The organism is Enterococcus sp. DIV0806c, assembly GCF_051710905.1.
GTDB lineage: Bacteria > Bacillota > Bacilli > Lactobacillales > Enterococcaceae > Enterococcus_B > Enterococcus_B mundtii.
The window spans coordinates 2674025-2697053 of the sequence record NZ_JBIOLO010000001.1 but is presented as its reverse complement, the minus strand read 5'-3'; the positions used below and the strand labels follow the sequence as shown (position 1 = coordinate 2697053).

Annotated in this window: 20 protein-coding genes and 1 tRNA gene; 18 read left to right on the top strand and 3 right to left on the bottom strand. The window is 38.1% G+C overall.

The features are described 5' to 3' along the window. Window positions 1-3 precede the first annotated feature (3 nt). Both IGK77_RS12560 and IGK77_RS12555 read left to right on the top strand, forming a co-directional pair. Entirely contained in the window at window positions 4-1053 is a 1050-nt protein-coding gene (locus IGK77_RS12560; protein WP_074799380.1) for an SIS domain-containing protein, read from the top strand. 10 nt (window positions 1054-1063) lie between these two features. Further along, window positions 1064-2068, top strand: a complete 1005-nt coding sequence (locus tag IGK77_RS12555; RefSeq protein WP_074799381.1) for an SIS domain-containing protein — start codon at window positions 1064-1066, stop codon at window positions 2066-2068. 687 nt (window positions 2069-2755) lie between these two features. Here the strand turns inward: IGK77_RS12555 and IGK77_RS12550 are convergent. Continuing rightward, a tRNA-Lys gene (locus IGK77_RS12550) sits at window positions 2756-2828 on the bottom strand. Window positions 2829-3209: 381 nt separating this feature from the next. Here IGK77_RS12550 and IGK77_RS12545 point away from each other — a divergent pair. The 9 genes from IGK77_RS12545 to IGK77_RS12505 all read left to right on the top strand — a co-directional run bounded on the left by IGK77_RS12545 (window position 3210) and on the right by IGK77_RS12505 (window position 13225). Beyond that, window positions 3210-3785, top strand: coding sequence for a DUF1836 domain-containing protein (locus tag IGK77_RS12545; protein ID WP_071866422.1), 576 nt, complete (start codon window positions 3210-3212; stop codon window positions 3783-3785). Then, on the top strand, window positions 3775-4632 hold the full coding sequence (locus tag IGK77_RS12540) for a DegV family protein (RefSeq protein WP_066025551.1): 858 nt from the start codon (window positions 3775-3777) through the stop codon (window positions 4630-4632). The genes IGK77_RS12545 and IGK77_RS12540 overlap by 11 nt, the downstream gene beginning before the upstream one ends. A gap of 363 nt (window positions 4633-4995) precedes the next feature. Beyond that, window positions 4996-6066, top strand: coding sequence for a baeRF3 domain-containing protein (locus tag IGK77_RS12535; RefSeq protein WP_074799382.1), 1071 nt, complete (start codon window positions 4996-4998; stop codon window positions 6064-6066). A 256-nt stretch (window positions 6067-6322) separates the two neighbouring features. Next, window positions 6323-7330: a DUF1002 domain-containing protein gene (locus tag IGK77_RS12530; RefSeq protein WP_074799383.1), complete on the top strand. Its 1008-nt coding sequence runs from the start codon at window positions 6323-6325 to the stop codon at window positions 7328-7330. 301 nt (window positions 7331-7631) lie between these two features. Beyond that, a complete protein-coding gene (gene yycF / locus IGK77_RS12525) occupies window positions 7632-8336 on the top strand; it encodes a response regulator YycF (protein WP_019723593.1) in 705 nt (234 codons plus the stop codon). Between the two features lie 4 nt (window positions 8337-8340). Next, a complete protein-coding gene (gene walK / locus IGK77_RS12520) occupies window positions 8341-10182 on the top strand; it encodes a cell wall metabolism sensor histidine kinase WalK (protein WP_010736691.1) in 1842 nt (613 codons plus the stop codon). Then, complete coding sequence (locus IGK77_RS12515) at window positions 10179-11486, top strand: YycH family regulatory protein (protein WP_071866417.1); 1308 nt, start codon at window positions 10179-10181, stop codon at window positions 11484-11486. Before walK ends, IGK77_RS12515 begins: the two co-directional genes overlap by 4 nt. A gap of 2 nt (window positions 11487-11488) precedes the next feature. Further along, a complete protein-coding gene (locus IGK77_RS12510; protein WP_010736689.1) occupies window positions 11489-12361 on the top strand; it encodes a two-component system regulatory protein YycI in 873 nt (290 codons plus the stop codon). Between the two features lie 54 nt (window positions 12362-12415). Then, window positions 12416-13225 carry an MBL fold metallo-hydrolase gene (locus IGK77_RS12505; RefSeq protein ID WP_074799384.1) on the top strand — a complete coding sequence of 270 codons (810 nt, stop codon included), beginning with the start codon at window positions 12416-12418 and terminating at the stop codon, window positions 13223-13225. Between the two features lie 172 nt (window positions 13226-13397). Here the strand turns inward: IGK77_RS12505 and IGK77_RS12500 are convergent, their stop codons facing one another. Further along, window positions 13398-14060, bottom strand: coding sequence for a CPBP family intramembrane glutamic endopeptidase (locus tag IGK77_RS12500; protein ID WP_071866415.1), 663 nt, complete (start codon window positions 14058-14060; stop codon window positions 13398-13400). Between the two features lie 462 nt (window positions 14061-14522). Here IGK77_RS12500 and groES point away from each other — a divergent pair, with 462 nt between their 5' ends. From groES to IGK77_RS12475, 5 genes are all read left to right on the top strand, one after another. Further along, a complete protein-coding gene (gene groES, locus IGK77_RS12495; protein ID WP_019723198.1) occupies window positions 14523-14807 on the top strand; it encodes a co-chaperone GroES in 285 nt (94 codons plus the stop codon). A gap of 36 nt (window positions 14808-14843) precedes the next feature. After that, entirely contained in the window at window positions 14844-16469 is a 1626-nt protein-coding gene (groL, locus tag IGK77_RS12490; RefSeq protein WP_010736685.1) for a chaperonin GroEL, read from the top strand. Between the two features lie 332 nt (window positions 16470-16801). Next, window positions 16802-18208, top strand: coding sequence for a PTS sugar transporter subunit IIC (locus IGK77_RS12485; protein WP_019723199.1), 1407 nt, complete (start codon window positions 16802-16804; stop codon window positions 18206-18208). Between the two features lie 72 nt (window positions 18209-18280). Then, a complete protein-coding gene (locus IGK77_RS12480) occupies window positions 18281-18553 on the top strand; it encodes a hypothetical protein (RefSeq protein ID WP_074799385.1) in 273 nt (90 codons plus the stop codon). Window positions 18554-18569: 16 nt separating this feature from the next. After that, window positions 18570-19493, top strand: a complete 924-nt coding sequence (locus IGK77_RS12475; RefSeq protein WP_074799386.1) for a LacI family DNA-binding transcriptional regulator — start codon at window positions 18570-18572, stop codon at window positions 19491-19493. Window positions 19494-19536: 43 nt separating this feature from the next. Here the strand turns inward: IGK77_RS12475 and IGK77_RS12470 are convergent, their stop codons facing one another. Beyond that, window positions 19537-20289 (bottom strand): MerR family transcriptional regulator, encoded by a 753-nt coding sequence (locus tag IGK77_RS12470; protein ID WP_074799387.1) that lies wholly within the window; start codon window positions 20287-20289, stop codon window positions 19537-19539. Between the two features lie 191 nt (window positions 20290-20480). On the opposite strand from IGK77_RS12470, the gene IGK77_RS12465 reads away from it, so the two are divergent. Both IGK77_RS12465 and IGK77_RS12460 read left to right on the top strand, forming a co-directional pair. Further along, window positions 20481-20840, top strand: coding sequence for a DUF1827 family protein (locus IGK77_RS12465; RefSeq protein ID WP_023520312.1), 360 nt, complete (start codon window positions 20481-20483; stop codon window positions 20838-20840). Window positions 20841-21544: 704 nt separating this feature from the next. Beyond that, on the top strand, window positions 21545-23017 hold the full coding sequence (locus IGK77_RS12460) for a nicotinate phosphoribosyltransferase (RefSeq protein ID WP_010736679.1): 1473 nt from the start codon (window positions 21545-21547) through the stop codon (window positions 23015-23017). Window positions 23018-23029: the final 12 nt, after the last annotated feature.

Genomic DNA, 23029 nt, shown 5'->3' with positions numbered 1-23029 from the left:
GTTGTGGCAACAATGATGGACTATATACAGGAAGAGCAAGCAACATTAGTTAAGATCTTGCAGGAATTTGTTCCTAAAAAAGAAGAAAAAAGAGCTGCGATCGAACATCTATTGATTTTGGCAACAGGTTCTTCTTCAAATGCCTGTTTAGCAGCAAAGTACGCGATGGAGAAATTAGCGGGGATCACTGTCACTATTGAAGAGCCATACCACTTTAATCATTACGGACATCTTTCTAAAGAAATAGAGACAGTTTTGGCGGTTTCTCAAAGCGGAAAAAGTACCTCTACTATAGATGCAGTGGCGCATTTGTCCGAACAAGGTTTTTACACAATCAGTTTAAGTAGTGATTCCCAAAGTCTTCTGGCTCAAAAAGCAAACGAAAGAATTGATCTAGGAACTGGGATCGAAACCGTTGGATTCGTGACAAAAGGATATGTAGCAACGGTATTGCAACTCTATTTAATGGGGGTATCTATTGGTTACAGTAAAGGAATACTATCCGATGAACAAGTGTCGATGATCAAAAACCAGTTAGAGGAGATGATTGAGGCCATTCCGCAAGTTATAGCTAAAACGATTGATTTTTTTGAGAAAAACGCAAGCATCTTTAAACTAGCGAATCGGTTTGTGGCAGTCGGTTATGGACCAAACTGGGGAACCGCTAAAGAATTTGAAACGAAATTCACCGAAACCATTCGAGTGCCTTCTCAAGGGTTTGAATTGGAAGCTTATATGCACGGACCTTATCTTGAAGCCAATCATCAACATGTGCTCTTCTTTATAGAAGCACCAAGCTCGAATCAATCAAGAGCCCAACTATTGCATGATTATATAGAATCTCATGTAGGAAAAGCTTATACGATCACCACAGCAGTAGCAAAGAATCCCGATACACTTGGGCTGGATGTAGCATGTGAAGAAACTTTTTCTTCTTTGCTTTTAGTTATTCCGTTCCAAATTTTCTCCTATCTCGGGGCAGGTGCTAAAGGGATCGATTTGAATAACCGTATTTTTGATGACTTTGATCAAGTTTTAAAAAGTAAAATTTAGAGGTGGAAAAATGCTTAAATTTAATGAACAACAACAAATTGATGATATCCAAGGAATGTTAGAGCTACGTCCTGAAATTGAAAAAATAGTCGATTTCCTTGATGAACAAGGCTTTGATGCGATTTATTATCTAGGAATTGGTGGTACGTATGCTTCTGCCATGCAAGCAGTTACCTACATCAATGGAAAAAGCGACCTACCAGTTTACGTCCAACATGCGGCAGAATATTATACAACCGGTAACCGTCGTTTGACTAAAGACTCGTTAGTTATCTTGTCCTCTGTTACTGGAACGACACAAGAAGTGGTTAAATCAGTTGAAGAAATCAAAAAAGTAGGAGCAACCTTATTAGGGTTTATTGATACAAAAGGCAGTATTTTGGCGGAACAATGTGACCATATCATTACGTATCCTGCAGCAGGAACAGAACAAATAAAATTCTTTATGGTGGCAGATCGGTTAATGAAAAACCATGGAGATTTTCCTGATTACGAAGCCTACTATCAAGAATTGGAACAATATTTAGCAAAAGGATTAGTAGAAGCTGAGAAGCAGGCGGATGAATTTGGGCGAGGATTTGCGGAGAAACATCGTCATGATGCCATGCATTATTTCATCGGTGCGGGAAATCAATGGGGTGCAGTCTATTCTTACGCCATGTGCTACTGGGAGGAACAAAGCTGGTTACGTTCAAAATCGATCCATGCTGCTGAGTTTCTTCACGGAACGTTGGAAATCGTTGATGAAACTACACCTGTCACAGTGTTTTTAGGAGAAGACGAACAACGCCCATTATCAGAAAGAGTCGCTAAATTGTTACCAAGAATTTGTGCAAACTATACATTGATCGATACGAAGGACTATCCTGTTTCAGGAATAAGTGAGAAATATCGTGGCCGAGTGCTCTCTCACTTATTGATGCATTGCGTGACACAGCGGATTGATGCCTATGTCGAACAAATGAATTGCCACCCGCTGGAAATTCGACGCTATTATCGCCAATTTGAGTACTGATAGAAAAAAAGGGTAAGATGATAGAGAAAAAGACAATTTTAATGGATCTCAGAGGGAGTCTGAAACATAATTTTTCTATGGAGTAGATAGGGAATCAATCTGAATAAGAGAAAGTGATCTATCTTTAAATGATATAATTGAACAATGTATAGAGCGTTTCGTTAACCAAATGTTAATGGAACGCTTTTTTGGTATGTTTTTGGGGTACAAAAAGAAGAAAATGTTTAGTTTGGGAACGCTATTACAAGTACTCGATGAAGAGGATGAGACGATTAGCGAGGGAAAGAAGGCAATTAATTTAGTTTAAAGTTAACTGGGAAAGGAAGATGTTTTTTTGTATTAAAAAGGTTCCTAATCTTTTTGAAAGCTATGGTGGCAATCTATCTTTGAAAGATACCCGAAAAGCGGAAATTCTTTCTAAGAATTTAGACAGAAATATTTTGATTCTTGAAAAGAGCATAGATCATCTACTTAGAGGCGAAGCGTTTTGGGAGTAAATAGATAAGTGGTGAAGATAATGATAATCACGTAAGTATCCCAATAATCAACAGGAGAGAATAAAACCCTTGTACGCCTTTTTAAAGGTGTTAAAAAAATGTTTAAAACAAAAAAATGCCACCACGTACACTCTTTTCCAAACTACCGAAGTAGCCAAGAGTGTACTGGTGACGTGGGTTTGGCACCCAATGGGCCGTGAGGGGCTCGAACCCGCGACCCGCTGATTAAGAGTCAGCTGCTCTACCAACTGAGCTAACGGCCCATATGAAAAAGTACTTTATTATAGTAGCACTAAGCATTTTAAAATGCAAGGTACGTACAATAAAAAATCTACGAAAACTTTACTACTTCCTAGAAATTCATTCATAGTTTATTCATAAATGACCATTATGATAAATGTATCCCAACCAACAAAGTTCTTGCAAAAGAACAACCCATAACACTTTTTCATTTTTTTACTCCTTTCCCGTCATGAAAATGGCGGGTCTTTTTTTATTCCAAGAAGAATCTAGAACAAACCTCATTTAAACACTTGTTATTGGTGTTTGATTTTGTTATTAATTTATCTAGTTTGAGTAACTAGATTGAATGTTTTTGAAAACTTTGATAAGATATTAATGAGAACATTAAAGGAGCTTTCATAATGGAAAAAATGCGCCAGCAATTAATTGATTGGGCTGTCAGTATCGAAACGTTTCGTTTACCTCATTGGGAAGAACTTCCAGACTTGGAGCTATACATGGATCAAGTCAAGACCCTGGTGGATCGTCACTTATCACCAGTGATCCAAGGAGAAAAACATCCTTTGTTAACTTCTTCAATGGTTAATAATTATGTGAAACTAGGTTTGGTACCGGCGCCAATCAAAAAGCGATACAACAAACAACATGTGGCATTTCTGATTGCTATCACAACGCTTAAACAAGTGTTGACGATTCCTGAAATCAAAGAAGGAATTTTGTTTCAAGGAAAAACAGTGGGCATCCGTGAAGCATACAATCTTTTTTGTGATGAACAAGAAAATGCGATACGAATGGTCAGTCAATTAGCCCAAGGAAAACAACATGAACAATTATTGAATCAAGAACTTCCATTAGAATATGTTGCTGTACGTTCAGCGACGATTTCTTTTGCAATGAAGCTACTAGCGGAAAAAACGATCAGCCTAGAAAGCGAATATTTACAAGAGACAAAAAAGGAGAAAGAAAATGAAGAATAAGATTGCGATTTTAGTAGACTCAGGAACAGATGTGCCACAAGAAATCATCGATATGTACAATATTTATGTGATTCCTTTGAAAATCATTTATAAAGATAGAGAATATACAGACAAGGTCGATATCACTCCTGAAGAGATTTATAAGCGTTTACCTGAGGAAATTCCGGGTACCTCGTTACCTGATGGAGAATCAATCACTAAAATTTTTGATCAAATCAAAAATGATGGCTATGATAAAGTTCTAGCAATCACTATTTCAAGTGGTTTGAGCGGAACGAATAATGTGGTTCGTCTTGTTGCGCAAGAACAAGAAGGAATCCAAACACATGTATTAGATACTAAAAATATTGGGATCGGTGCTGGTTTTACAGCAATCCAAGCCGCAAAATGGATCGAAGAAGGCATGGAATGGGAAACGCTGATCGATGAATTAGTTGCATTAGCAGAACGGACGAAAGTCTTTTTCAATGTAGCAACACTTGAATACCTGCAAAAAGGCGGACGTATCGGTCTAGTTGCCTCAATTTTAGGAAATGCCTTAAAGTTGAATCCCATTATCTCTTGTAATGAAGAGGGCATCTATTATACTGTAGGTAAAGCACGAGGCAGAAAGAAAAGTTTAGACAAAACAATGTCCTATGTGAAAGAAACTGTCGGGGATGCGAAAGTCTTCAACTTGGCAGTCGCACATGGTGCAGCGGAAGAAGAAGCAATTGAAATGAAAGCTCGCTTTGAACGTGAATTCCCAAATGCCCAAGAGATTTATTTTGGACAAATCTCACCGGCATTGGTTGTCCATACTGGCCCAGGTTTATTAGGGATCGGTGTACAAATACTTGAAGCATAATATGATCAAAGCGAAGTGATCATCAAAGAACAGATTTATTTTTTATCTAAAATAATTAGAAAAAAATAGTGGACAGGAAAAGAATCGTAAATAGAATCCCGCTCTTTAGAAGTTAGATATTGATCTGACTTCTCTAGGGCGGGATTTTTTATGGGGAAATTTAATTTTTGAATTTAATGAAACATGCTTCAAGAGTTTTTGGAGAAGAAAAAACACTATTCCGGCATTTTTGATTTTGTATAAAACATTAGGTTGACCTTAGAATCGCTCTAACCAATATCATTAAAGTAGGCATAGAAATGCGGATCATATCGATTGATCACTATGCCAGTTTATTTTTAGGTAGAAAGAAGGAGTTTAAAAATGAATTATTTAGAATTAAGTGCCCACAGAGAAAATCCAGCGGTAACGATCATGTTAGGGATGCCAAATGACGAGAAAAGTGCTGAAAAATATAAACTAGTGTTAAAAAATCTAGTCAAACAGATTATTTTACAGTTGGAAGAAAGGGAAGGAACAGCGGCGAGAACAATGATTCGTAAAATCGATCAAGTGTTAAAAGGCTTTCAACCTACGCATAAAAGAGGAAGCATTGTCTATTTTATTTCGCCAAGCGTCAATGAACAAATCGAAGTACCGTTTGTGTTGGAGAGTCAATTTTTTATTGATGCGTATTTCCATACAAAAGAAATCTTACGAAGTGAAAGTAAAATGAACCATTATTATGTGTTAACGATTGGGATGGATTGTTCACGTCTACTAGAATATGTAGATGATACGCTGATACAAGAAGTGAAAGACGCACATTTCCCAATCAGGAATAAAGGCTACTGGACAAAAGACCGCGTATTGAATTCAATGGGAAGTGTTCAAACGAATTACAAAAAAGAGTTCTTCAAATGGATTGATTCGGAGTTACAACCTTACTTGAATCGTCACCCACGCCCAATCATTTTAGCTGGAACAACAGAAAATATTGCGACATATAAACAGATTTCACATAAAGATGAACTGATTGTTGGAGAAATCTATGGGAACTTTACAGTTGATAGTGGCGAAGATGAGTTGGCAATAGGAGAGCAAGCAAATCAGGTGATTCAAGAATACATTCGTCATCAAAAAAAGACGATACTACACACTATAGTAGGGATGGAAAACCAAGGGCGTGTAGAGCGTGATGTAGCCAACATCTACAGACAAGTAATTAAAGGAAAAGGGCAAAAATTGATTGTGGATCACGCTTACTATCAAGAGGCAGTGATTAGAGATCATCAAGTCAAATTAGTAGGTATCTCACCGAATGACGAAGGTTACATCGAAGATATCGTCAATGAAATCATTTATGAAGTCATGCGTTACGGAGGAGAAGTTATCTTTGCCGAAACAGAAGTATTAGAAAATCAATCGCCGATCCTGTTGCAATTACGCTATTAAAAATCGATTCATACAAATGGGAAACTAGGAAGCTTAGAAGAATAAGGAGATAGCCCAAGCTCAACACTCGGATACATTCGGAGGTTGGGCTTTTTGATGAAAGATAAAGTCTAAAAAGTTTGGAATAGCTAAGAAAACACCCGTAATCTTAAAAGATAGTATAAGATTCTTTTCAAATCAGCCTTGAGGCGTAGGTTATCTTATTGACCTTATAGTACAATGTTTAAAACAGAAAACAGCTACATGGAGGTTATGTATGAAGAAAACAAAACTTATTGCCACTCTCTTGGTCTCAAGCCAAGTTTTACTAGCAACACCAATCGTATTAGCAGACGAGACAGCAACAACGCAAAGTATTGTCCCAATTTCAGGAACGGTCGACTCGACAGTTGCTACGGATTCTTCCGATTCAACAACGACAACCAGCTCTAGTGAACGATTACAGATCAATGCAGTAGCAATCGGTAATGCGTTAACGAAAGAACAAGAAACTTATACATTAGATAAATTAGGGATCAAAGGAGAAACTCCGATCTATAAAACGTCTGGTACAGACTTGATGTCCTATATTCCTGACGGTGGATTTACCAAGGACTGGGCGGTTTACAGTTCTGTACGTATGCAGACGCTTGCTGAAGGCGAAGGGATCACTGTTGATATCGCGACACCAGAAAATATCACACGGATCACAGCCGCTCAGTATCAAAATGCAGCGTTAACAGCTGGGATCACCGATGCAAAATTGACGGTCGCATCTGCAGTACCAATCGATGGTTCAGGTGCTTTAGCTGGTGTGTACAAAATCGTAGAAGAGTCAGGGGGCATTATTAATCAAGACCGTGTCAGCGTGGCTCAAAATGAGATGGATGTTTTATCGTCTATCACAGAAGAAAACAAAGACAAAGATGGCTATTCCGATGAAGCATTAAATAAAGCACAGGAGCAAGCGAAAGAAGAATTAGCAGCTAAGACTGCTGATGGCAAAGAGCTGACACAAGCGGATATTCAAACGACAGTAGAAAAAGCTCTGAAGGATAATGGACTAGAAGATGTAATGACAAGCGATCAAGTCACAGAAATAACTTCGTTGATGAGTGAAATGAAAGATAAAAATATTTTTGAAGACTTCGTGAAGGAATTAGACTTGACTGAGGCAAGCAAGCAAATTCAAGAAAAATCAAAAGGGCTTTGGGAAAATATCAAAGGATTCTTTAGTGGCATATGGGATTCGATCACTGGTATGTTTTCTGGTGACTCTCAATAATCGAAATAGTTTTTTATATATGAAATATTTGATTTGAGCTACACTATACGGATCTTTAATAGATGAAGCAAGAATAAACCGCTGTAACTTTTCCGAGTTAGCGGTTTATTTTTATAATCATCTAATCGCATACTTTAATAAGCTACAAGTGGGATTCGTGGAGGTTTGTAGGAATCCGAATCCGCCTGTTCAATCATGCAAATTTTATCAATAACGTCCTATTTTTTTAGAAAGATGAAACCTGATAAGAAATGCGGTATAATGGAACAGAATGACAATACTAACTAAGAGGTGGCTCTTTATGAAAAAAATACTAGTTGTCGACGACGAAAAACCGATTTCGGATATCGTCAAATTTAACTTAGCAAAAGAAGGTTATGACGTCTATACAGCATATGATGGGGAAGAAGCTTTAGCAAAAGTAGCCGAAGTGGAACCTGATTTGATTTTACTAGATTTGATGTTGCCAAAAATGGATGGCTTAGAAGTGGCTCGTGAAGTACGAAAAACGTTTGATATGCCGATCATCATGGTGACAGCTAAGGATTCTGAAATCGATAAAGTGTTAGGCTTGGAACTGGGAGCAGATGATTATGTGACCAAACCGTTCTCTAATCGTGAATTAGTGGCACGTGTGAAAGCAAATCTTCGACGTGGCGCTTCTGCTACCAAAGAAGTGGAAGAAGTCACACCTTCTGAACTGATCATTGGGGACTTAACGATCCATCCCGATGCGTATATGGTGACGAAACGTGGCGAAACGATTGAATTGACTCACCGTGAGTTTGAACTGCTCTTTTATTTAGCAAAACACATTGGTCAAGTCATGACACGGGAACATTTGTTACAAACCGTCTGGGGCTATGATTATTTTGGTGATGTTCGTACAGTAGACGTGACCGTTCGTCGTTTGCGTGAAAAAATCGAGGATAATCCAAGTCATCCTAGCTATTTAGTTACACGCCGAGGCGTAGGGTATTACTTGCGTAATCAAGAACAGGAGTAATTGGATGAAAGGAAAAGTCCGTTTTTTTCGATCAGTAAACTTCAAAATAGCTATTACATTTATTTTGATTTTACTGATCTCAATTGAAATTATAGGTGCTTACTTTATTAGAGGATTGGAACGTTCAACGATCAATACCTTTATCAAAGATATGAACCAAACAGTCGAAACATTAGCGACAACGATCAGTCCAGAACTGAATGGGAAAGGCAATGAAAGTGCGACTATCGATGATGTCAATGGGAATATCAAGCGTTTTATTGAGACCAGTGCTTCAAGTGATATCATCGAGATCCGTGTCGTGGATGAAAAAGGCATCATTCGAGCAACGACAGAGGTAAGCGAACAAGGTTCAGTCGGCAAAAAAAATGATTACGTCGATATGAATGATTTTACAACCAAACGCTATGTCGCATTAGATGATGACGGAAAACGAGTAAATATCAATATTCAACCGATTTTGTCCCCGACCGGCGACGCCGTCATCGGGGCTCTTTACGTCAAAAGTGATATCGAACAAAAATATTCAGAAATCAATAATACAGCACTGATTTTCTTTACGGCTTCGTTAATTGCTGCATTTATCTCAATGGTTGTGTCTGTTCTGGTCGCACGTTCCATTACGCAGCCAATCGGTGAAATGCGTGAGCAAGCGATCCGCATTGCTCGTGGTGATTATAGCCGTAAAGTAAAGGTCCATGGTCAAGATGAATTAGGTCAGTTGGCTGAAACGTTCAACCAATTAGCAGAACGGATCGAGGAAGCGCAAGATACGATGGAAGCTGAACGAAATCGGTTAGACAGCGTCTTGTCACATATGACAGATGGCGTTATTGCAACCGATCGTCGAGGGAAGATCATTACGATCAATGATATGGCTGTCTCATTATTAGACTTGAAAAAAGAAGAAGCAATCGGACAGTCAATCTTGACCCTTTTAGCAATTGAAGAAGAATACACGTTACGAAAACTGTTAGAAGATCCGAATGAAATGATTTTAGATCGATCCACTGGAGCGAGAGAAGCTGACCAGATGATTTTACGCGTCGATTTTTCGATGATCCGTCGAGAATCTGGCTTTATCAGTGGGTTGGTTGCAGTTTTACATGATGTAACGGAACAAGAGAAAACAGAACGGGAACGTCGTGAGTTCGTATCGAACGTTTCCCATGAGTTGCGTACGCCTTTAACAAGTATGCGTAGTTATATCGAAGCACTGAGTGAGGGTGCTTGGAAGGACGAAGAAGTCGCACCGAACTTTTTAAAAGTGACCTTAGATGAGACTGATCGTATGATCCGCATGATCAATGATCTACTGAATCTATCTCGCATGGATACGGGGAATACCCAATTACAATTAGAATATGTCAATTTTAATGAACTCGTTAATTTTGTGTTAGATCGTTTTGATATGATGGTTGGTAATCAAGAAAAAAATTATACGATCCGTCGAGAATTTACGCAACGAGATCTGTGGGTCGAGATCGACACAGATAAAATCATCCAAGTTATTGACAATATCATGAACAATGCGATCAAATATTCACCCGATGGGGGAGCAATCACTTGCCGGTTGCTTGAAACACATAACAATGTGATTTTAAGTATTACAGACCAAGGACTAGGTATCCCTAAAAAAGATTTGAATCGTGTATTTGAACGTTTCTATCGAGTGGATAAAGCAAGAGCTAGAGCGCAAGGTGGAACAGGATTAGGCTTAGCAATCTCTCGCGAAGTAGTGAAAGCACATCGTGGCGCAATCTGGGCAGAAAGTAAGGAGGGACAAGGTTCAACCTTCTATATTTCTTTACCTTATGAACCGTATGAGGAGGAATGGTGGGAATGAAGATTTCTGAAAAATTTATACGAATTGGTTTGATCTTGATGGTTGCATTAAGCCTGTACTTCTCTTATGCAATTTGGTTGAGTCCAGCAGGGAAAACTTCAATCAACTTAGAAGAGAGCAATTCACAAGTGATTGAATCACAAAGCTATCGTAAAGCATCAGAAATTTATTTGCCTTTACACCTCACATGGTTTCAAACAGATACAGTGAAAGAAACGAATAGTGAGAACCTGATTTCTCAAATACATGGGTTGATCGAAGGTGCTCGTTTTGGCAAGCTGACAGAAGTCGTGGAAGCAGACCAAGAGAAGTTCAATCAAAAGAAGTCTCTCAATGAAGGAATCGAATTCTCTTATAACGCACCTTATCTACTCAGTGGCTATGTGAAAGCATTTGGTTTGAATATTGATCTAGGTTCAGTCCAAAATGAAGATGTCTATTTTACGAGTGTCCAATTTGATCTAAAAGACGAAAAAGTTAGTTTTATTGATTATGATCAGCGGACGATTTACGAAGCCAGTCTATCGATGGATTGGAAAGAAATAGAACATGATTTGAATTCTTCAGATGTCAACTGGACACCTGTATTCAGAACGCCAGAAAGTATTGAGACACAGCACAGTATCAAAGAACCAATGAAACTAAAAAAATACAGTTATATCTTATCTCAGCAACCATACACCGTCTTTCGGAATGCTTTTTTTTCCCAGCCAGACGCGGTTAAAAACAATGATGAAAGTACGGAATTGATTTTTTATGATGGCAATGAAACAATGACGATCCATTCAGAAAATCAGATCGTCGATTTTAGAGGAGATTTACCGACGATTGATGAACCAAATAATATTTTTACGGACAGTTTTCCTTATGTCAGCAAACTAGGTGGCGCGTTAGGCAATGTTCGATATTTTGATCGTAATAAGAATACAATCGATTATCGTATTTTTGTAGAAGGATTTCCCGTATTTGGTTCAGATAGTAAAGGAAAAGTTGGAATCGAAATCGGTAATGAGCAAGTGAATAATCAAGTAAGTATCCAAACGAGTTTAAATACCATCCAAGTCCCGATTCCTTCAGATGAAGAAGTCGAGTTGCCTAGCACCGACGATGTATATCAGGAATTAGTAGATAATGGGGCAGAAGAATCGAAAATCGAGTTGATTATTGTTGGCTATACATGGCAAAACATCGAAGAAACGAATCGGGTGGTTGATCTATTCCCAGAGTGGTATGTGAAATATCAAGGAGAATGGTATTCTGCAAATGACTTATTGACCAAACTACCTGAGAAGGAGGCGGAGTAACTATGGATTTCAAAAAAATTGAATGGATTTTCTTCGTCGCCTTTTTAGGATTGAATGTTTTTTTGTTTAGTAGTTACCATGAATCGATCAACCAAGAGCATACGGTAATACGCTCAGATCAGACAGAATCGATCAAAAAACGGTTAGCAAATGATGATATTACTTATACGGGTGATTTTTCTTCAGAAAGTAAGCAAGGATACTATTTAAGTGCGGAAGAAACGGAACTGAGTCAAACGTTGTTCAAGTATCGCCAAGATAATAATCGACGTGGTCTATTAGAGAGTGGCGTTTCGATCAATGATAATATATTGACTAAAACGTTATCGGACTCTGAATCTGAAAGCAAAGTGCTTGATCCAAATCGCATAGCAAGTTCACTCAATGACTTTTTAGATAACGAGGAAGATGTTTTATTTGGTAATGAGTATATCTATATGAAAAATTTCTCTGTATTAGAAGGTGATTCTCCTGAAATCACAGCAAGCCAAACGTATGAAGGATTGCCATTCTATGATGATACAGCTAAACTTATTTTTTCCCTCGAAAAAAAGGGGGATGAGTATCGCATTTTGAAGTATACTCAAACCCATTTAACGAATATTGAACAGTTGCGAGAAAAAACAGAATTGCATACGGAAGAAGAAGCCATTAATACATTATATGTAAATAATAAAATCTCTCGAGGATCGAATATCCTTTGGCGTCAGCTGGCTTACTCTCGTATTTTGAAAGTACGAGAGAAAAATGTGTATGTACCGGTGTGGTATGTCGCAATTGAAACGCCGGATAAGACCTATCAGATCGAAACGGTCAATGCATTTAGTAATACGATTATTACGAATAATTCGATCCCAAAGGTGGAAGATCATTAAAAAAGTAGGTATAATGAAAAAAGTTTACAAAGTAAGAAGGGAAGTAGTAGTAAAATGGCTGAAGGAAATACAGCTTTTAAAATCAGTATCCTTGCAAGTGGGAGTTCAGGAAACTCATTATATATCGAGAGTGACAAAAAGCGACTTCTGGTAGATGCAGGACTGAGTGGGAAAAAAATTACTTTCTTAATGGCACAAATCGGTCGGACGCCCGATCAATTAGACGGTATTCTTGTGACACATGAACATCGAGATCACATTCATGGGGTAGGTGTTTTGGCGCGTAAGTACCATTTAGATATCTATGCAAATGAAAAAACATGGGAAGCAATGGCTCCGATGATCGGAAATGTCCCAATCGAACAAAAACATTTATTTCAGATGGGGAAAGTCCAAACATTTGGCGATTTAGATATCGAGAGTTTTGGTGTTTCCCATGATGCAGCTTCACCACAATTTTATCGTTTCCATAAAGAGAATCGTTCGTTTGTCATGCTGACGGATACAGGTTATTGTAGTGATCATATGCGAGGAATCATTGAAAATGCTGATGGGTACTTGATGGAAAGCAATCATGATCTAGAGATGTTGCGTATGGGACCTTATCCTTGGAATTTGAAACAACGAATTTTAGGCGATCGTGGTCATTTATCGAATGAAGATGGTGCGTTAGTGATGACTGATGTAATTGGCGATCGTACAAAACGAATCTATTTAGGCCATTTAAGTAAAGAAAACAATATGAAAGAATTGGCCCATTTGACTATGGAAAATATTCTTAAGGAAAAAGATCTAGGTGTGGGATATGATTTCAATGTGTACGACACTGACCCGGATGCTGCAACAGAATTATTTTCAATTTGATCAATCAGTTGTGACGGAAGTGATCAGCTCATAGAAATAAGCGGTAAAGTCCGAAAATCTGAAGGGATTTTTGGGCTTTACCGCTTATTTCATAAGGAGTTACCTCCTGAATGCTATTTATTTTATTATAGGGAGTGCCTGATGATGAAAGTCACAGGCTTTTTTTATTATATTACAGTAAACCTTGTTGCAATGCCAATTGTACAATGACAACTAGAGTATTCATACCAATATGGGTGATCATTGGTGCCCAGATTCGCCCAGTGGATCGATATAGTAAACTAAAGAAAAATCCTAAAAAGAAGTAGACGAGTAAATGCCCATCATTGTGTGCTAATGCAAAGAGCAAGGAACTAACACTTGCACCTACCCAAAAGTTAGTATAGTGACCAACGATGCCAAGAATACTCCGACGAAATACAAATTCTTCCATGATTGGTCCGGCAATAGTTGTAGCAATAATAAAAGCAGGAGTATCTAAAATCAGTTGGATAATATTTTGCGTATTTTCAGATGGAGAGACTTCTCCAAAAAAGAAACTCTCGATCATAACCGCAATACTTTGTAAAATCAGAGCGATAAAGATACCAATGACTCCATATAAAATGATTTTTGAGCGAGAAGCAACTGGTACGTTTGCTTCGATTTCAATCGGTTCTTTATGCTTGAGGTACAAGAACCACAGAATGATTGCACCTAAGATATACGTAACTGTTGTTGCATTGATCAAACCTGACGTTGAATTTACAAGTCCGACAGATGTCAGAAGTAAAGGCGAGACAAACACTAGTCCGTAACAAAAAATGCTAAAAAAGCTATATTTTTTTAATGACATATGAAACCTCCTTGAGCTAAGTGAAAAGCCAAGTATAACTTTCTTTCTTGCTCTAATAATATAGGAAAAGCAACCTTTCGTTGAACTTTAAGTGAAGAAACTTAGTAGCTTAATCAACTTCTGTGTTACTAAACACTATCCATTATTCATTATACCATATCAAGATGTTTCTCTGATCAGTTAGTATTGATCGGCTTTTTCACGACCTGATAAACGGTGTTCAAGAAGCAACACTTCAACAATAAGTCAAAAAAATCCAAAATGTAAAAGCCATTTTTGATTTTTCTGTCTTATTACTCAGTGCTGAGCGCTTCTTTCACAACCTTCTTTAAAAATTTTTTTTCTATGATTTAAAAAGCTTGCAAAAGAATAGGAGAATGAGTATTATTAAAAATGTAGGTTAGCACTCGATGTGATAGAGTGCTAATGGATTCAAAAAAAGAGTTATCGGAGGGATTTATCGTGTTAAAACCATTAGGTGATCGCGTCATCATTGAAGTCGCGCAAGAAGAAGAAAAAACTGTTGGAGGAATCGTTTTAGCTTCATCAGCGAAAGAGAAACCTCAAACTGGAACAGTTGTAGCAGTGGGTGAGGGACGTTTGCTAGAAAACGGCGAAAAAGTTCCTGCAGCTATTAAAGTAGGCGACCAAGTAATGTTTGAAAAATATGCCGGTACAGAAGTGAAATTTGAAGGAACAGAATATTTGATCGTCTCTGGAAAAGATATCATGGCGATTGTTGAGTAAGTACAAAACAAAAATAATTGATGAGGTGACGAAAAAATGGCAAAAGAATTGAAATTTGCAGAAGATGCACGTGCAGCAATGTTACGTGGTGTAGATAAATTAGCAGATACAGTAAAAGTGACATTAGGACCAAAAGGCCGTAATGTTGTTTTAGAAAAATCATATGGTTCTCCATTGATCACAAATGATGGTGTGACGATTGCAAAAGAAATCGAATTAGAAGATCATTTCGAAAACATGGGTGCAAAACTAGTTTCAGAAGTTGCATCTAAAACAAATGATATCGCTGGAGACGGTACAACGACTGCGACTGTATTGACTCAAGCAATTGTCCGTGAAGGTTTGAAAAACGTCACAGCTGGTGCTAACCCATTAGGTATTCGTCGTGGGATCGAATTAGCCACTAAAACAGCAGTGGAAGAATTACACAACATCTCAACTGTTGTTGACTCAAAAGAGGCTATTGCACAAGTTGCTGCTGTTTCTTCTGGTTCAGAACAAGTGGGCCGTTTGATTGCAGATGCAATGGAAAAAGTCGGCAATGATGGTGTTATCACAATTGAAGAATCTAAAGGAATCGAAACAGAATTAGATGTCGTAGAAGGTATGCAATTTGACCGTGGTTACTTGTCACAATATATGGTAACAGACAACGACAAAATGGAAGCTGTTTTGGAAAATCCATACTTGTTGATCACTGACAAGAAAATTTCAAATATCCAAGATATCTTACCTTTATTAGAACAAATCTTACAACAATCACGTCCTTTATTGATCATTGCTGATGACGTGGATGGCGAAGCGTTACCAACATTGGTATTGAATAAAATCCGTGGTACATTCAATGTTGTAGCTGTAAAAGCACCAGGTTTCGGCGACCGTCGTAAAGCAATGTTAGAAGATATTGCTGTCTTGACTGGTGGTACAGTGATCACAGATGACCTAGGATTAGAATTGAAAGATGCAACAATCGAAAACTTAGGAAATGCTTCAAAAGTAGTTGTGGATAAAGACAACACAACAATCGTTGAAGGTTCAGGCGATAAAACAGCCATTGATGCACGTGTTCAATTGATCAAAAACCAAATCGCTGAAACAACTTCAGACTTTGACCGTGAAAAATTACAAGAACGCTTAGCGAAACTTGCCGGCGGAGTAGCAGTCGTAAAAGTCGGAGCAGCAACTGAAACAGAATTAAAAGAATTGAAACTACGTATTGAAGATGCGTTGAACGCTACTCGTGCTGCTGTTGAAGAAGGTATGGTCTCTGGTGGTGGTACAGCATTAGTGAACGTGATCAACAAAGTAGCCATGATCGAAGCAGAGGGCGATGTAGCAACAGGTATCAAGATCGTTACTCGTGCATTAGAAGAACCAATTCGCCAAATTGCTGAAAATGCTGGTTATGAAGGATCAGTTATTGTTGATAAATTGAAAAATGTTGATTTAGGAACAGGATTCAATGCAGCAACTGGTGAATGGGTAAACATGGTGGAAGCCGGAATCGTTGACCCAACAAAAGTAACTCGTTCAGCATTACAAAATGCAGCATCTGTATCTGCATTACTATTAACAACTGAAGCAGTTGTTGCAGATAAACCAGAACCAGCAGCACCTGCTGCACCAGCTATGGATCCATCAATGATGGGCGGCATGATGTAATAACTCCAGAAGAACCTTGTTCAATCAAGGTTCTTCTTTTTTTGTCTTCTTAGAAAAAAAGCATAAATAGAGCAAAATACGAGTGTATAGTAATGAGATTGTGCATTCATATTGTTTAGATAGAAACGATATAAACCGCTGAATAGATAATCAAATCATCATCGTTTTGTATGTTTATTTCGTAAATATTACCTTTGATGGAAACTTCATTTCTCTTAACATTTCTTTCACTCTTTCGCTAGCGAAGTTCACAAAGTTATGCTATATTTGTGATATCATTATAATGTATACGCATTCATAGTGATAGGAGATCGAATTGTAGGAGGATGAAAATGAATAAATTGATGGAATGGATGGAGAGATATATTTTGCCAGTTGCCACGAAGATTGGTTCGGAAAAGCATCTGGTTGCTTTACGTGATGCGTTTATTGGAACCATGCCGGCAACGATGGCTGGGGCAATTGCGGTGCTATTGAATGCGTTTATGCGTGATTTTCCTAACACGTATCTAGGTGAAGGGAATGCCATTACGACTTTCTTTACACCAGTAATTGGTGTCAATGGCCTGATTTGGAATGGTACGCTAGCGATTATGGCGGTCGTATTCGCATTGTCACTAGGTGCAAATTTGGCAAAGGCATATGAAGTGGACCCTGTATCAGGAAGTATTGTATCTTTAGTTGCATTTATTATTGGATTACCTGATGCTGCCACAGCTGTTTTGACGTTGCCAGAAAAATTGTCACAAGATGCGATGGACATGATCACTACAGCAGGCGGCGTAATTGCTGATGGTACTGATGGTGGACAGACGCTTTCGATGGGCGCGTGGGGTTATTTCAACTTCGGGAAATACATGGGCGGTTCTGGTCTTTTTACAGCTATGATCTTTGGTTTTATTTCTGTTATCATTTTTGCACTATTGATGCGTAAAAAAATTATTATCAGAATGCCAGAATCAGTGCCACCAGCAGTTGCACGTGCTTTTGCTGCAATCATTCCTGCAGTTGTTTCTTTATATGTTGTGGGAACGATCAATTATATCTTCCGACAAACAGCAGGAGTACCATTGATTGACTGGATCTCTGAAGCGATTCAAAAACCTTTGATGAATTTATCGCAAGGGTATGGTGCAGTATTTATTATCGTGTTACTTGTTCATGTGCTTTGGTTCTTTGGATTACATGGAACAAACATCATGTCACCAGTGTTACAGACACTTTATGGTACAGCGATGGTCGAAAATACCAATGCTTTTCAAAATAATGAACCAATCCCCTTCAAATGGGTAGCAGGTTCATTTGAAGCATTCGTATGGCCTGGTGGTGCCGGCGTAACGTTGGTATTGATTGTCATGATTTTATTTTTATCAAAACGTGCCGATTATAAAACAGTTGGTAAGCTAGGGATTGCTCCTGGTTTGTTCAATATCAATGAACCAGTGATGTTTGGTCTACCAGTCGTGTTGAATCCATTGTTGATGATTCCATTCATCGTCGCACCACTTGTAACGGCAACCATTGCTTACTTCGCGACAATGGCAGGCCTTGTTCGCCCAGTGGTGGTAAATGTGATTTGGGTCATGCCAACGATTATCAGTGGGTTCTTAGCAACCGCAGGTGACTGGCGTGCCATCGTCTTGACGATCGTCAATCTCTTAGTCGCTGCTTTGATTTGGGCACCATTTATCTTGGCTGCAAACCGTTTAGATCCTAATCTAGGTGAACCAGAAGAATAAAAGAAGCAAACTCCTTGCTATGAGACGCGTTTCATACCGTATACTCAAAGCATAAATAAAGGAGGGCTTCTTATGAATACCTATATCAAAGCAACGCAAGGCACAAAGGATCATTGTTTTTACGCATTTGTTGAGTTTAAAGATTCTATGCTCGTGTTGTCTAGTTTTCAAGGCCTTAATCGATCGGTGATCAAAAAAATCAATTTAGCAGATATTTCTGGTTTGACCAAGGATAATTATTGGGGTGGTCAACGAATCAGTTTCTACGACCAAGGAACATTGTATCAATTTTTCGAATGTGGACCTGCTGTGGTAGACTATCTACAAGAAAATCTTTTTGTATAGGTGGCGAACAGTAGTCATGGCAAACATCCGAGATATAGCCAAACGAACAGGATATTCTGTTTCGACGGTATCCCGTGTCATCAATCAACATCCTTATGTCGATGAAGCGAAACGAACAGAGATCTTGAAAGTGATCAAAGAATTAAATTATGTACCGAATGCCAATGCCAGACAACTAAGTTCTGGAAAAACTAAAAATATAGGTGTCATTTTACCTTACACAAATCACCCATATTTTGATCAGTTGCTCAGTGGAATCATTGAAGTCGCTTTTAGTGAGGGCTATAAAGTGACGTTGTTGCCAACAAACTACCAAATAAAACGGGAACAACAATATTTAGAAGAGTTTGCGGCGAAAGCATTTGACGGATTGATCATTACATCAAGAGCAAATCCCTTAGAGTTGTTGCTTGATTATCAACGCTATGGCCCTATCGTCTTTTGCGAAAAGATCGAAGACTTGGAAGTAACGAGCGTCTATATTGATCGCAAACAATCGATTACTGATGGCTTATCCTTTTTAAAAGATCAAGGTGTCAACCGTTTAGGTGTCACATTAGGAAGAACCGGTCGAATGAGTTACAATTCGAAAATCACATTGAAACTGTGTAAAGAGATTTTTCCTGAATTTAACGAAGCTGATGTCTACTGGCAGTGTATTGATACCGAACATGGGAAACAAGCAGGGGGATTTTTTAAGGAACGAGGAATTGATGGCATTTTCACGAATTCAGACACAGTAGCAGCCGGAGTTCTCCAAAGTTATAAAAACCAAAAAATACCGATCGTTGGTAGGGAAAATATGCTGATTAGTGAATTATTAAATTTTTCAACAATTGATCACCATCTGAAACAATGTGGTGAAACCGCTTTTCGTTTGTTTTTGAATGATACAGTCGAACAAGTAAAGATTCCGTATACTTTTATTCAACGTCCGTGAAATAAAAAAGACAAATCCACAAAAAGGATTTGTCTTTTTTTATTTATGCGTGAGCTTGAATGATCTCATTCAATGCTACAGCGGCGCCTTTACCACAGCGAGAATCATAGTATTCAGTAAAACGTTCATCTGAGATATACAGCATACCTAATCCTTTGTGGGCTTCTGCTTGATACGTGGGCCAACTAAATGATAGCCATTTTTTATGTGCATCAAAAATTTCTTTTGCAAGTGCCTGATTTGATTGGTCAGACAGATAAGACGTTAAGTTCGTTAGTAATTGTTGCTCAACTTCTTGCATTTCTTGGTATTTTTCTTGGGAAAGGTTTTGCCATTGTTCGTTTGCTTTATCAATGGTTTCTTCTCCGTATTTTTCCCGGATCTCTGTGCCGTAGTTTACTTCATTTTCAGTTATTTTTTGTTTTTTAAATCCTTCAAATTTTTCTTGGTCAGTCATCTTTTTTCCTCCTTTGAATTGTGCTAATGTTTGTTGGACGGTTGCCAGGAGAGTATCAATTTCTGCTCGTTTCTCTAGTAGTTTTCTCTGGTGTTCGATGAGTGCATGTTGATGATCAAAGGTAGGATCATCTAATAATTCGCGAATTTGGTTCAGTGGAAAATCTAAGGATCGATAAAATAAAATTTGTTGTAGACGATCGATTTCTTGAGAACCATAGATACGATAACCAGCTGAATTGATCCGTTTGGGTTTGAGTAAATCAATTTCATCGTAAAAACGTAGTGTACGACTACTTACTCCTGAGAGCTGTGCCATTTTCTTAATTGTGTATTCCATTGTTTTCCCTCCTGACAAAACTAGCATAATCCTTGACGTAACGAGAAGGTCAAGTGAAAAATCATCTTTTTTATCTAATTGATTATATGTTATACTATTAAACGAAGAGAGGGAAATCAAATTGTTTTTTTATCGTCTTTATGAAAGCGATTTATTTTGTTGATTAGAAAAATTAAGAAAAGAGGAAAAGTATGAAACTGATTGAAACCCCGATTACGAGCAACTTGAATATCAAAACTTTTTATCCAAAAATCGTTGATTTCTTTTTTAGAAATTCTGCTATTCGATTTTATAAACTATTTTCTTTAGATCGTACACAGATTTTGTTGATCGATACCTATAATCAAGTCCAATTAGTGATGATCAATACAAAAAAGAAAATCACTAAACAGGAAATTGATTATGCAATCAAAAAAGTGTTGAAAACAGAACGATCAGCGGTCAATATCCATGTAGGTGTCAAGCAAGAATTAGAAGAAGCGGGTGTTCAGTTCAAACGGCCGAATAAGGACATCGTCATTGTAGAACAAGCCATTGCAACGATTGCATAGCTCGATCAATACAGCAAGAAAGTTATGGATGATCCTAAATTGAATAAGCGATAGGAAGTAAAGCGCCTAAATTCCAAGATAGTTTGATTTTTGGGATTTAGGCGTTTTTTTACAACTTAGATAAACGGTGTTCAAGAAGCAACACTTCAATAATAAGCCAAGAAAATCCAAAATGAAAAAGCCATTTTTGATTTTCCTGTCTTATTACTCAGTGCTGAGCGCTTCTTTCACAACCTGGATAAACGGTGTTCAAAAAGCTGACCTTCAACATGAAGCTGAAAAATCAAAAAATATGAGGAGCTATTTTCTGATTTTCCATCTTACTGCTCAGGTCAAAACGCTTCTTTTACAACCTAGATAAACGGTGTTCAAAAAGCAACACTTCAATAATAAGCCAAGAAAATCCAAAATGAAAAAGCCATTTTTGATTTTCCTGTCTTATTACTCAGTGCTGAGCGCTTCTTTCACAACCTAGATAAACGGTGTTCGAAAGCCAACTCCTTCAATAGTAAGGCAGAACTTGAAAAAATATGAGAAGCTATTTTCTCAAGTTCTGCCTTACTACTTGGAGCTGCCCGGCTTTCTCACAACCTGTCTCTTATTTCTTTACTTTGTACAAAATAAAACAAGATTTCTTTTACTAGGGTATTTTTTTGTTATAATGGATAAGAAATGAAAATTGGCTAAGAGGAGCAATAAAAAAGATGACGACAACTTACTCAGATGACAGTTTGACGCTACATACGGATCTTTACCAGATCAACATGATGCAGACTTACTGGGAACTAGATAGAGCAGATAAACATGCAGTTTTTGAATGTTACTTCCGCGAGATGCCATTCAATCATGGTTATGCTGTTTTTGCAGGGTTAGAACGATTAGTAGATTATTTAGAAAATTTGACATTTACAGATACAGATATTGCGTATCTTCGTGAGATGGCTGTTTATCCGGAAGGTTTTTTGACGTATTTACGTGAATTCAAATTCAAAGCGACTGTCCGTTCCGCTCGTGAAGGAGAACTTGTTTTTGCGAATGAGCCATTGATCCAAGTGGAAGGTCCATTAGCCCATTGTCAATTAGTAGAAACAGCCTTATTGAATATGGTGAACTTTCAAACGTTGATCGCGACGAAAGCGGCTCGTATCAAATCAGTGATCGGTGACGATCCATTATTGGAGTTTGGTACACGTCGTGCGCAAGAATTGGATGCTGCGGTTTGGGGTACTCGTGCTGCTTACATTGGTGGAGCAGATGCAACGAGCAATGTTCGTGCAGGGAAAATTTTCGGGATTCCAGCAAGCGGTACCCACGCTCATTCTCTTGTTCAAAGTTATGGGAATGACTATGAAGCATTTATGGCGTATGCAAAGACACATAAAGATTGTGTTTTTCTAGTGGATACTTACGATACCTTGAAATCGGGTGTTCCTAGTGCGATCCGTGTGGCAAAAGAACTTGGCAACAAGATCAATTTCCAAGGTGTACGTATCGATAGTGGCGATATGGCATATATTTCGAAACGGGTCAGAGAACAATTAGATTCCGCTGGTTTTACAGAAGCGAAAATCTATGCCTCAAATGATTTAGATGAAGCGACGATTTTAAACTTAAAAATGCAAAAAGCAAAAATCGATGTTTGGGGCGTGGGAACAAAGTTGATTACCGCCTATGACCAACCGGCTTTAGGTGCAGTCTTCAAACTGGTATCCATCGAAAATGAACAAGGTGAAATGATCGATACGATCAAATTGTCTAGCAATGCAGAAAAAGTTACTACACCAGGTAAAAAACAAGTATGGCGTATCACTCGTAACTTTGATGGAAAATCAGAAGGCGATTATGTGACGCTATGGGATGAAGATCCTCGACAAGAAGAAGAGATCTTCATGTTCCACCCGACACATACCTTTATCAATAAAACCGTTCGTGATTTTACAGCTCGGCCAATTTTACAAGATATTTTTGTTGAAGGAACGAGAGTCTATGACTTACCGACATTAGAAGAAATCAAAGAGTATACCAGAGGAAACTTAGATTCTCTTTGGGAAGAATACAAACGTGATTTGAATCCGCAAAAATATCCTGTGGATCTATCAACAGATTGCTGGAATCATAAGATGGCAATCATGGAACGAATGAAAAAAAGCGTCACACAATTAACGAGTGAACTATAGGAGGAATGGAAG

What these genes read in the sequence shown, in the direction of transcription:
- IGK77_RS12555 (WP_074799381.1), top strand. Translation starts at nt 1,064, where the DNA reads ATGCTTAAATTTAATGAACAACAACAAATTGATGATATCCAAGGAATG.
- IGK77_RS12545 (WP_071866422.1), top strand. Translation starts at nt 3,210, where the DNA reads ATGGAAAAAATGCGCCAGCAATTAATTGATTGGGCTGTCAGTATCGAA.
- IGK77_RS12540 (WP_066025551.1), top strand. Translation starts at nt 3,775, where the DNA reads ATGAAGAATAAGATTGCGATTTTAGTAGACTCAGGAACAGATGTGCCA.
- IGK77_RS12535 (WP_074799382.1), top strand. Translation starts at nt 4,996, where the DNA reads ATGAATTATTTAGAATTAAGTGCCCACAGAGAAAATCCAGCGGTAACG.
- IGK77_RS12530 (WP_074799383.1), top strand. Translation starts at nt 6,323, where the DNA reads ATGAAGAAAACAAAACTTATTGCCACTCTCTTGGTCTCAAGCCAAGTT.
- yycF (WP_019723593.1), top strand. Translation starts at nt 7,632, where the DNA reads ATGAAAAAAATACTAGTTGTCGACGACGAAAAACCGATTTCGGATATC.
- walK (WP_010736691.1), top strand. Translation starts at nt 8,341, where the DNA reads ATGAAAGGAAAAGTCCGTTTTTTTCGATCAGTAAACTTCAAAATAGCT.
- IGK77_RS12515 (WP_071866417.1), top strand. Translation starts at nt 10,179, where the DNA reads ATGAAGATTTCTGAAAAATTTATACGAATTGGTTTGATCTTGATGGTT.
- IGK77_RS12510 (WP_010736689.1), top strand. Translation starts at nt 11,489, where the DNA reads ATGGATTTCAAAAAAATTGAATGGATTTTCTTCGTCGCCTTTTTAGGA.
- IGK77_RS12505 (WP_074799384.1), top strand. Translation starts at nt 12,416, where the DNA reads ATGGCTGAAGGAAATACAGCTTTTAAAATCAGTATCCTTGCAAGTGGG.
- IGK77_RS12500 (WP_071866415.1), bottom strand. Translation starts at nt 14,060, where the DNA reads ATGTCATTAAAAAAATATAGCTTTTTTAGCATTTTTTGTTACGGACTA.
- groL (WP_010736685.1), top strand. Translation starts at nt 14,844, where the DNA reads ATGGCAAAAGAATTGAAATTTGCAGAAGATGCACGTGCAGCAATGTTA.
- IGK77_RS12485 (WP_019723199.1), top strand. Translation starts at nt 16,802, where the DNA reads ATGAATAAATTGATGGAATGGATGGAGAGATATATTTTGCCAGTTGCC.
- IGK77_RS12480 (WP_074799385.1), top strand. Translation starts at nt 18,281, where the DNA reads ATGAATACCTATATCAAAGCAACGCAAGGCACAAAGGATCATTGTTTT.
- IGK77_RS12475 (WP_074799386.1), top strand. Translation starts at nt 18,570, where the DNA reads ATGGCAAACATCCGAGATATAGCCAAACGAACAGGATATTCTGTTTCG.
- IGK77_RS12470 (WP_074799387.1), bottom strand. Translation starts at nt 20,289, where the DNA reads ATGGAATACACAATTAAGAAAATGGCACAGCTCTCAGGAGTAAGTAGT.
- IGK77_RS12465 (WP_023520312.1), top strand. Translation starts at nt 20,481, where the DNA reads ATGAAACTGATTGAAACCCCGATTACGAGCAACTTGAATATCAAAACT.
- IGK77_RS12460 (WP_010736679.1), top strand. Translation starts at nt 21,545, where the DNA reads ATGACGACAACTTACTCAGATGACAGTTTGACGCTACATACGGATCTT.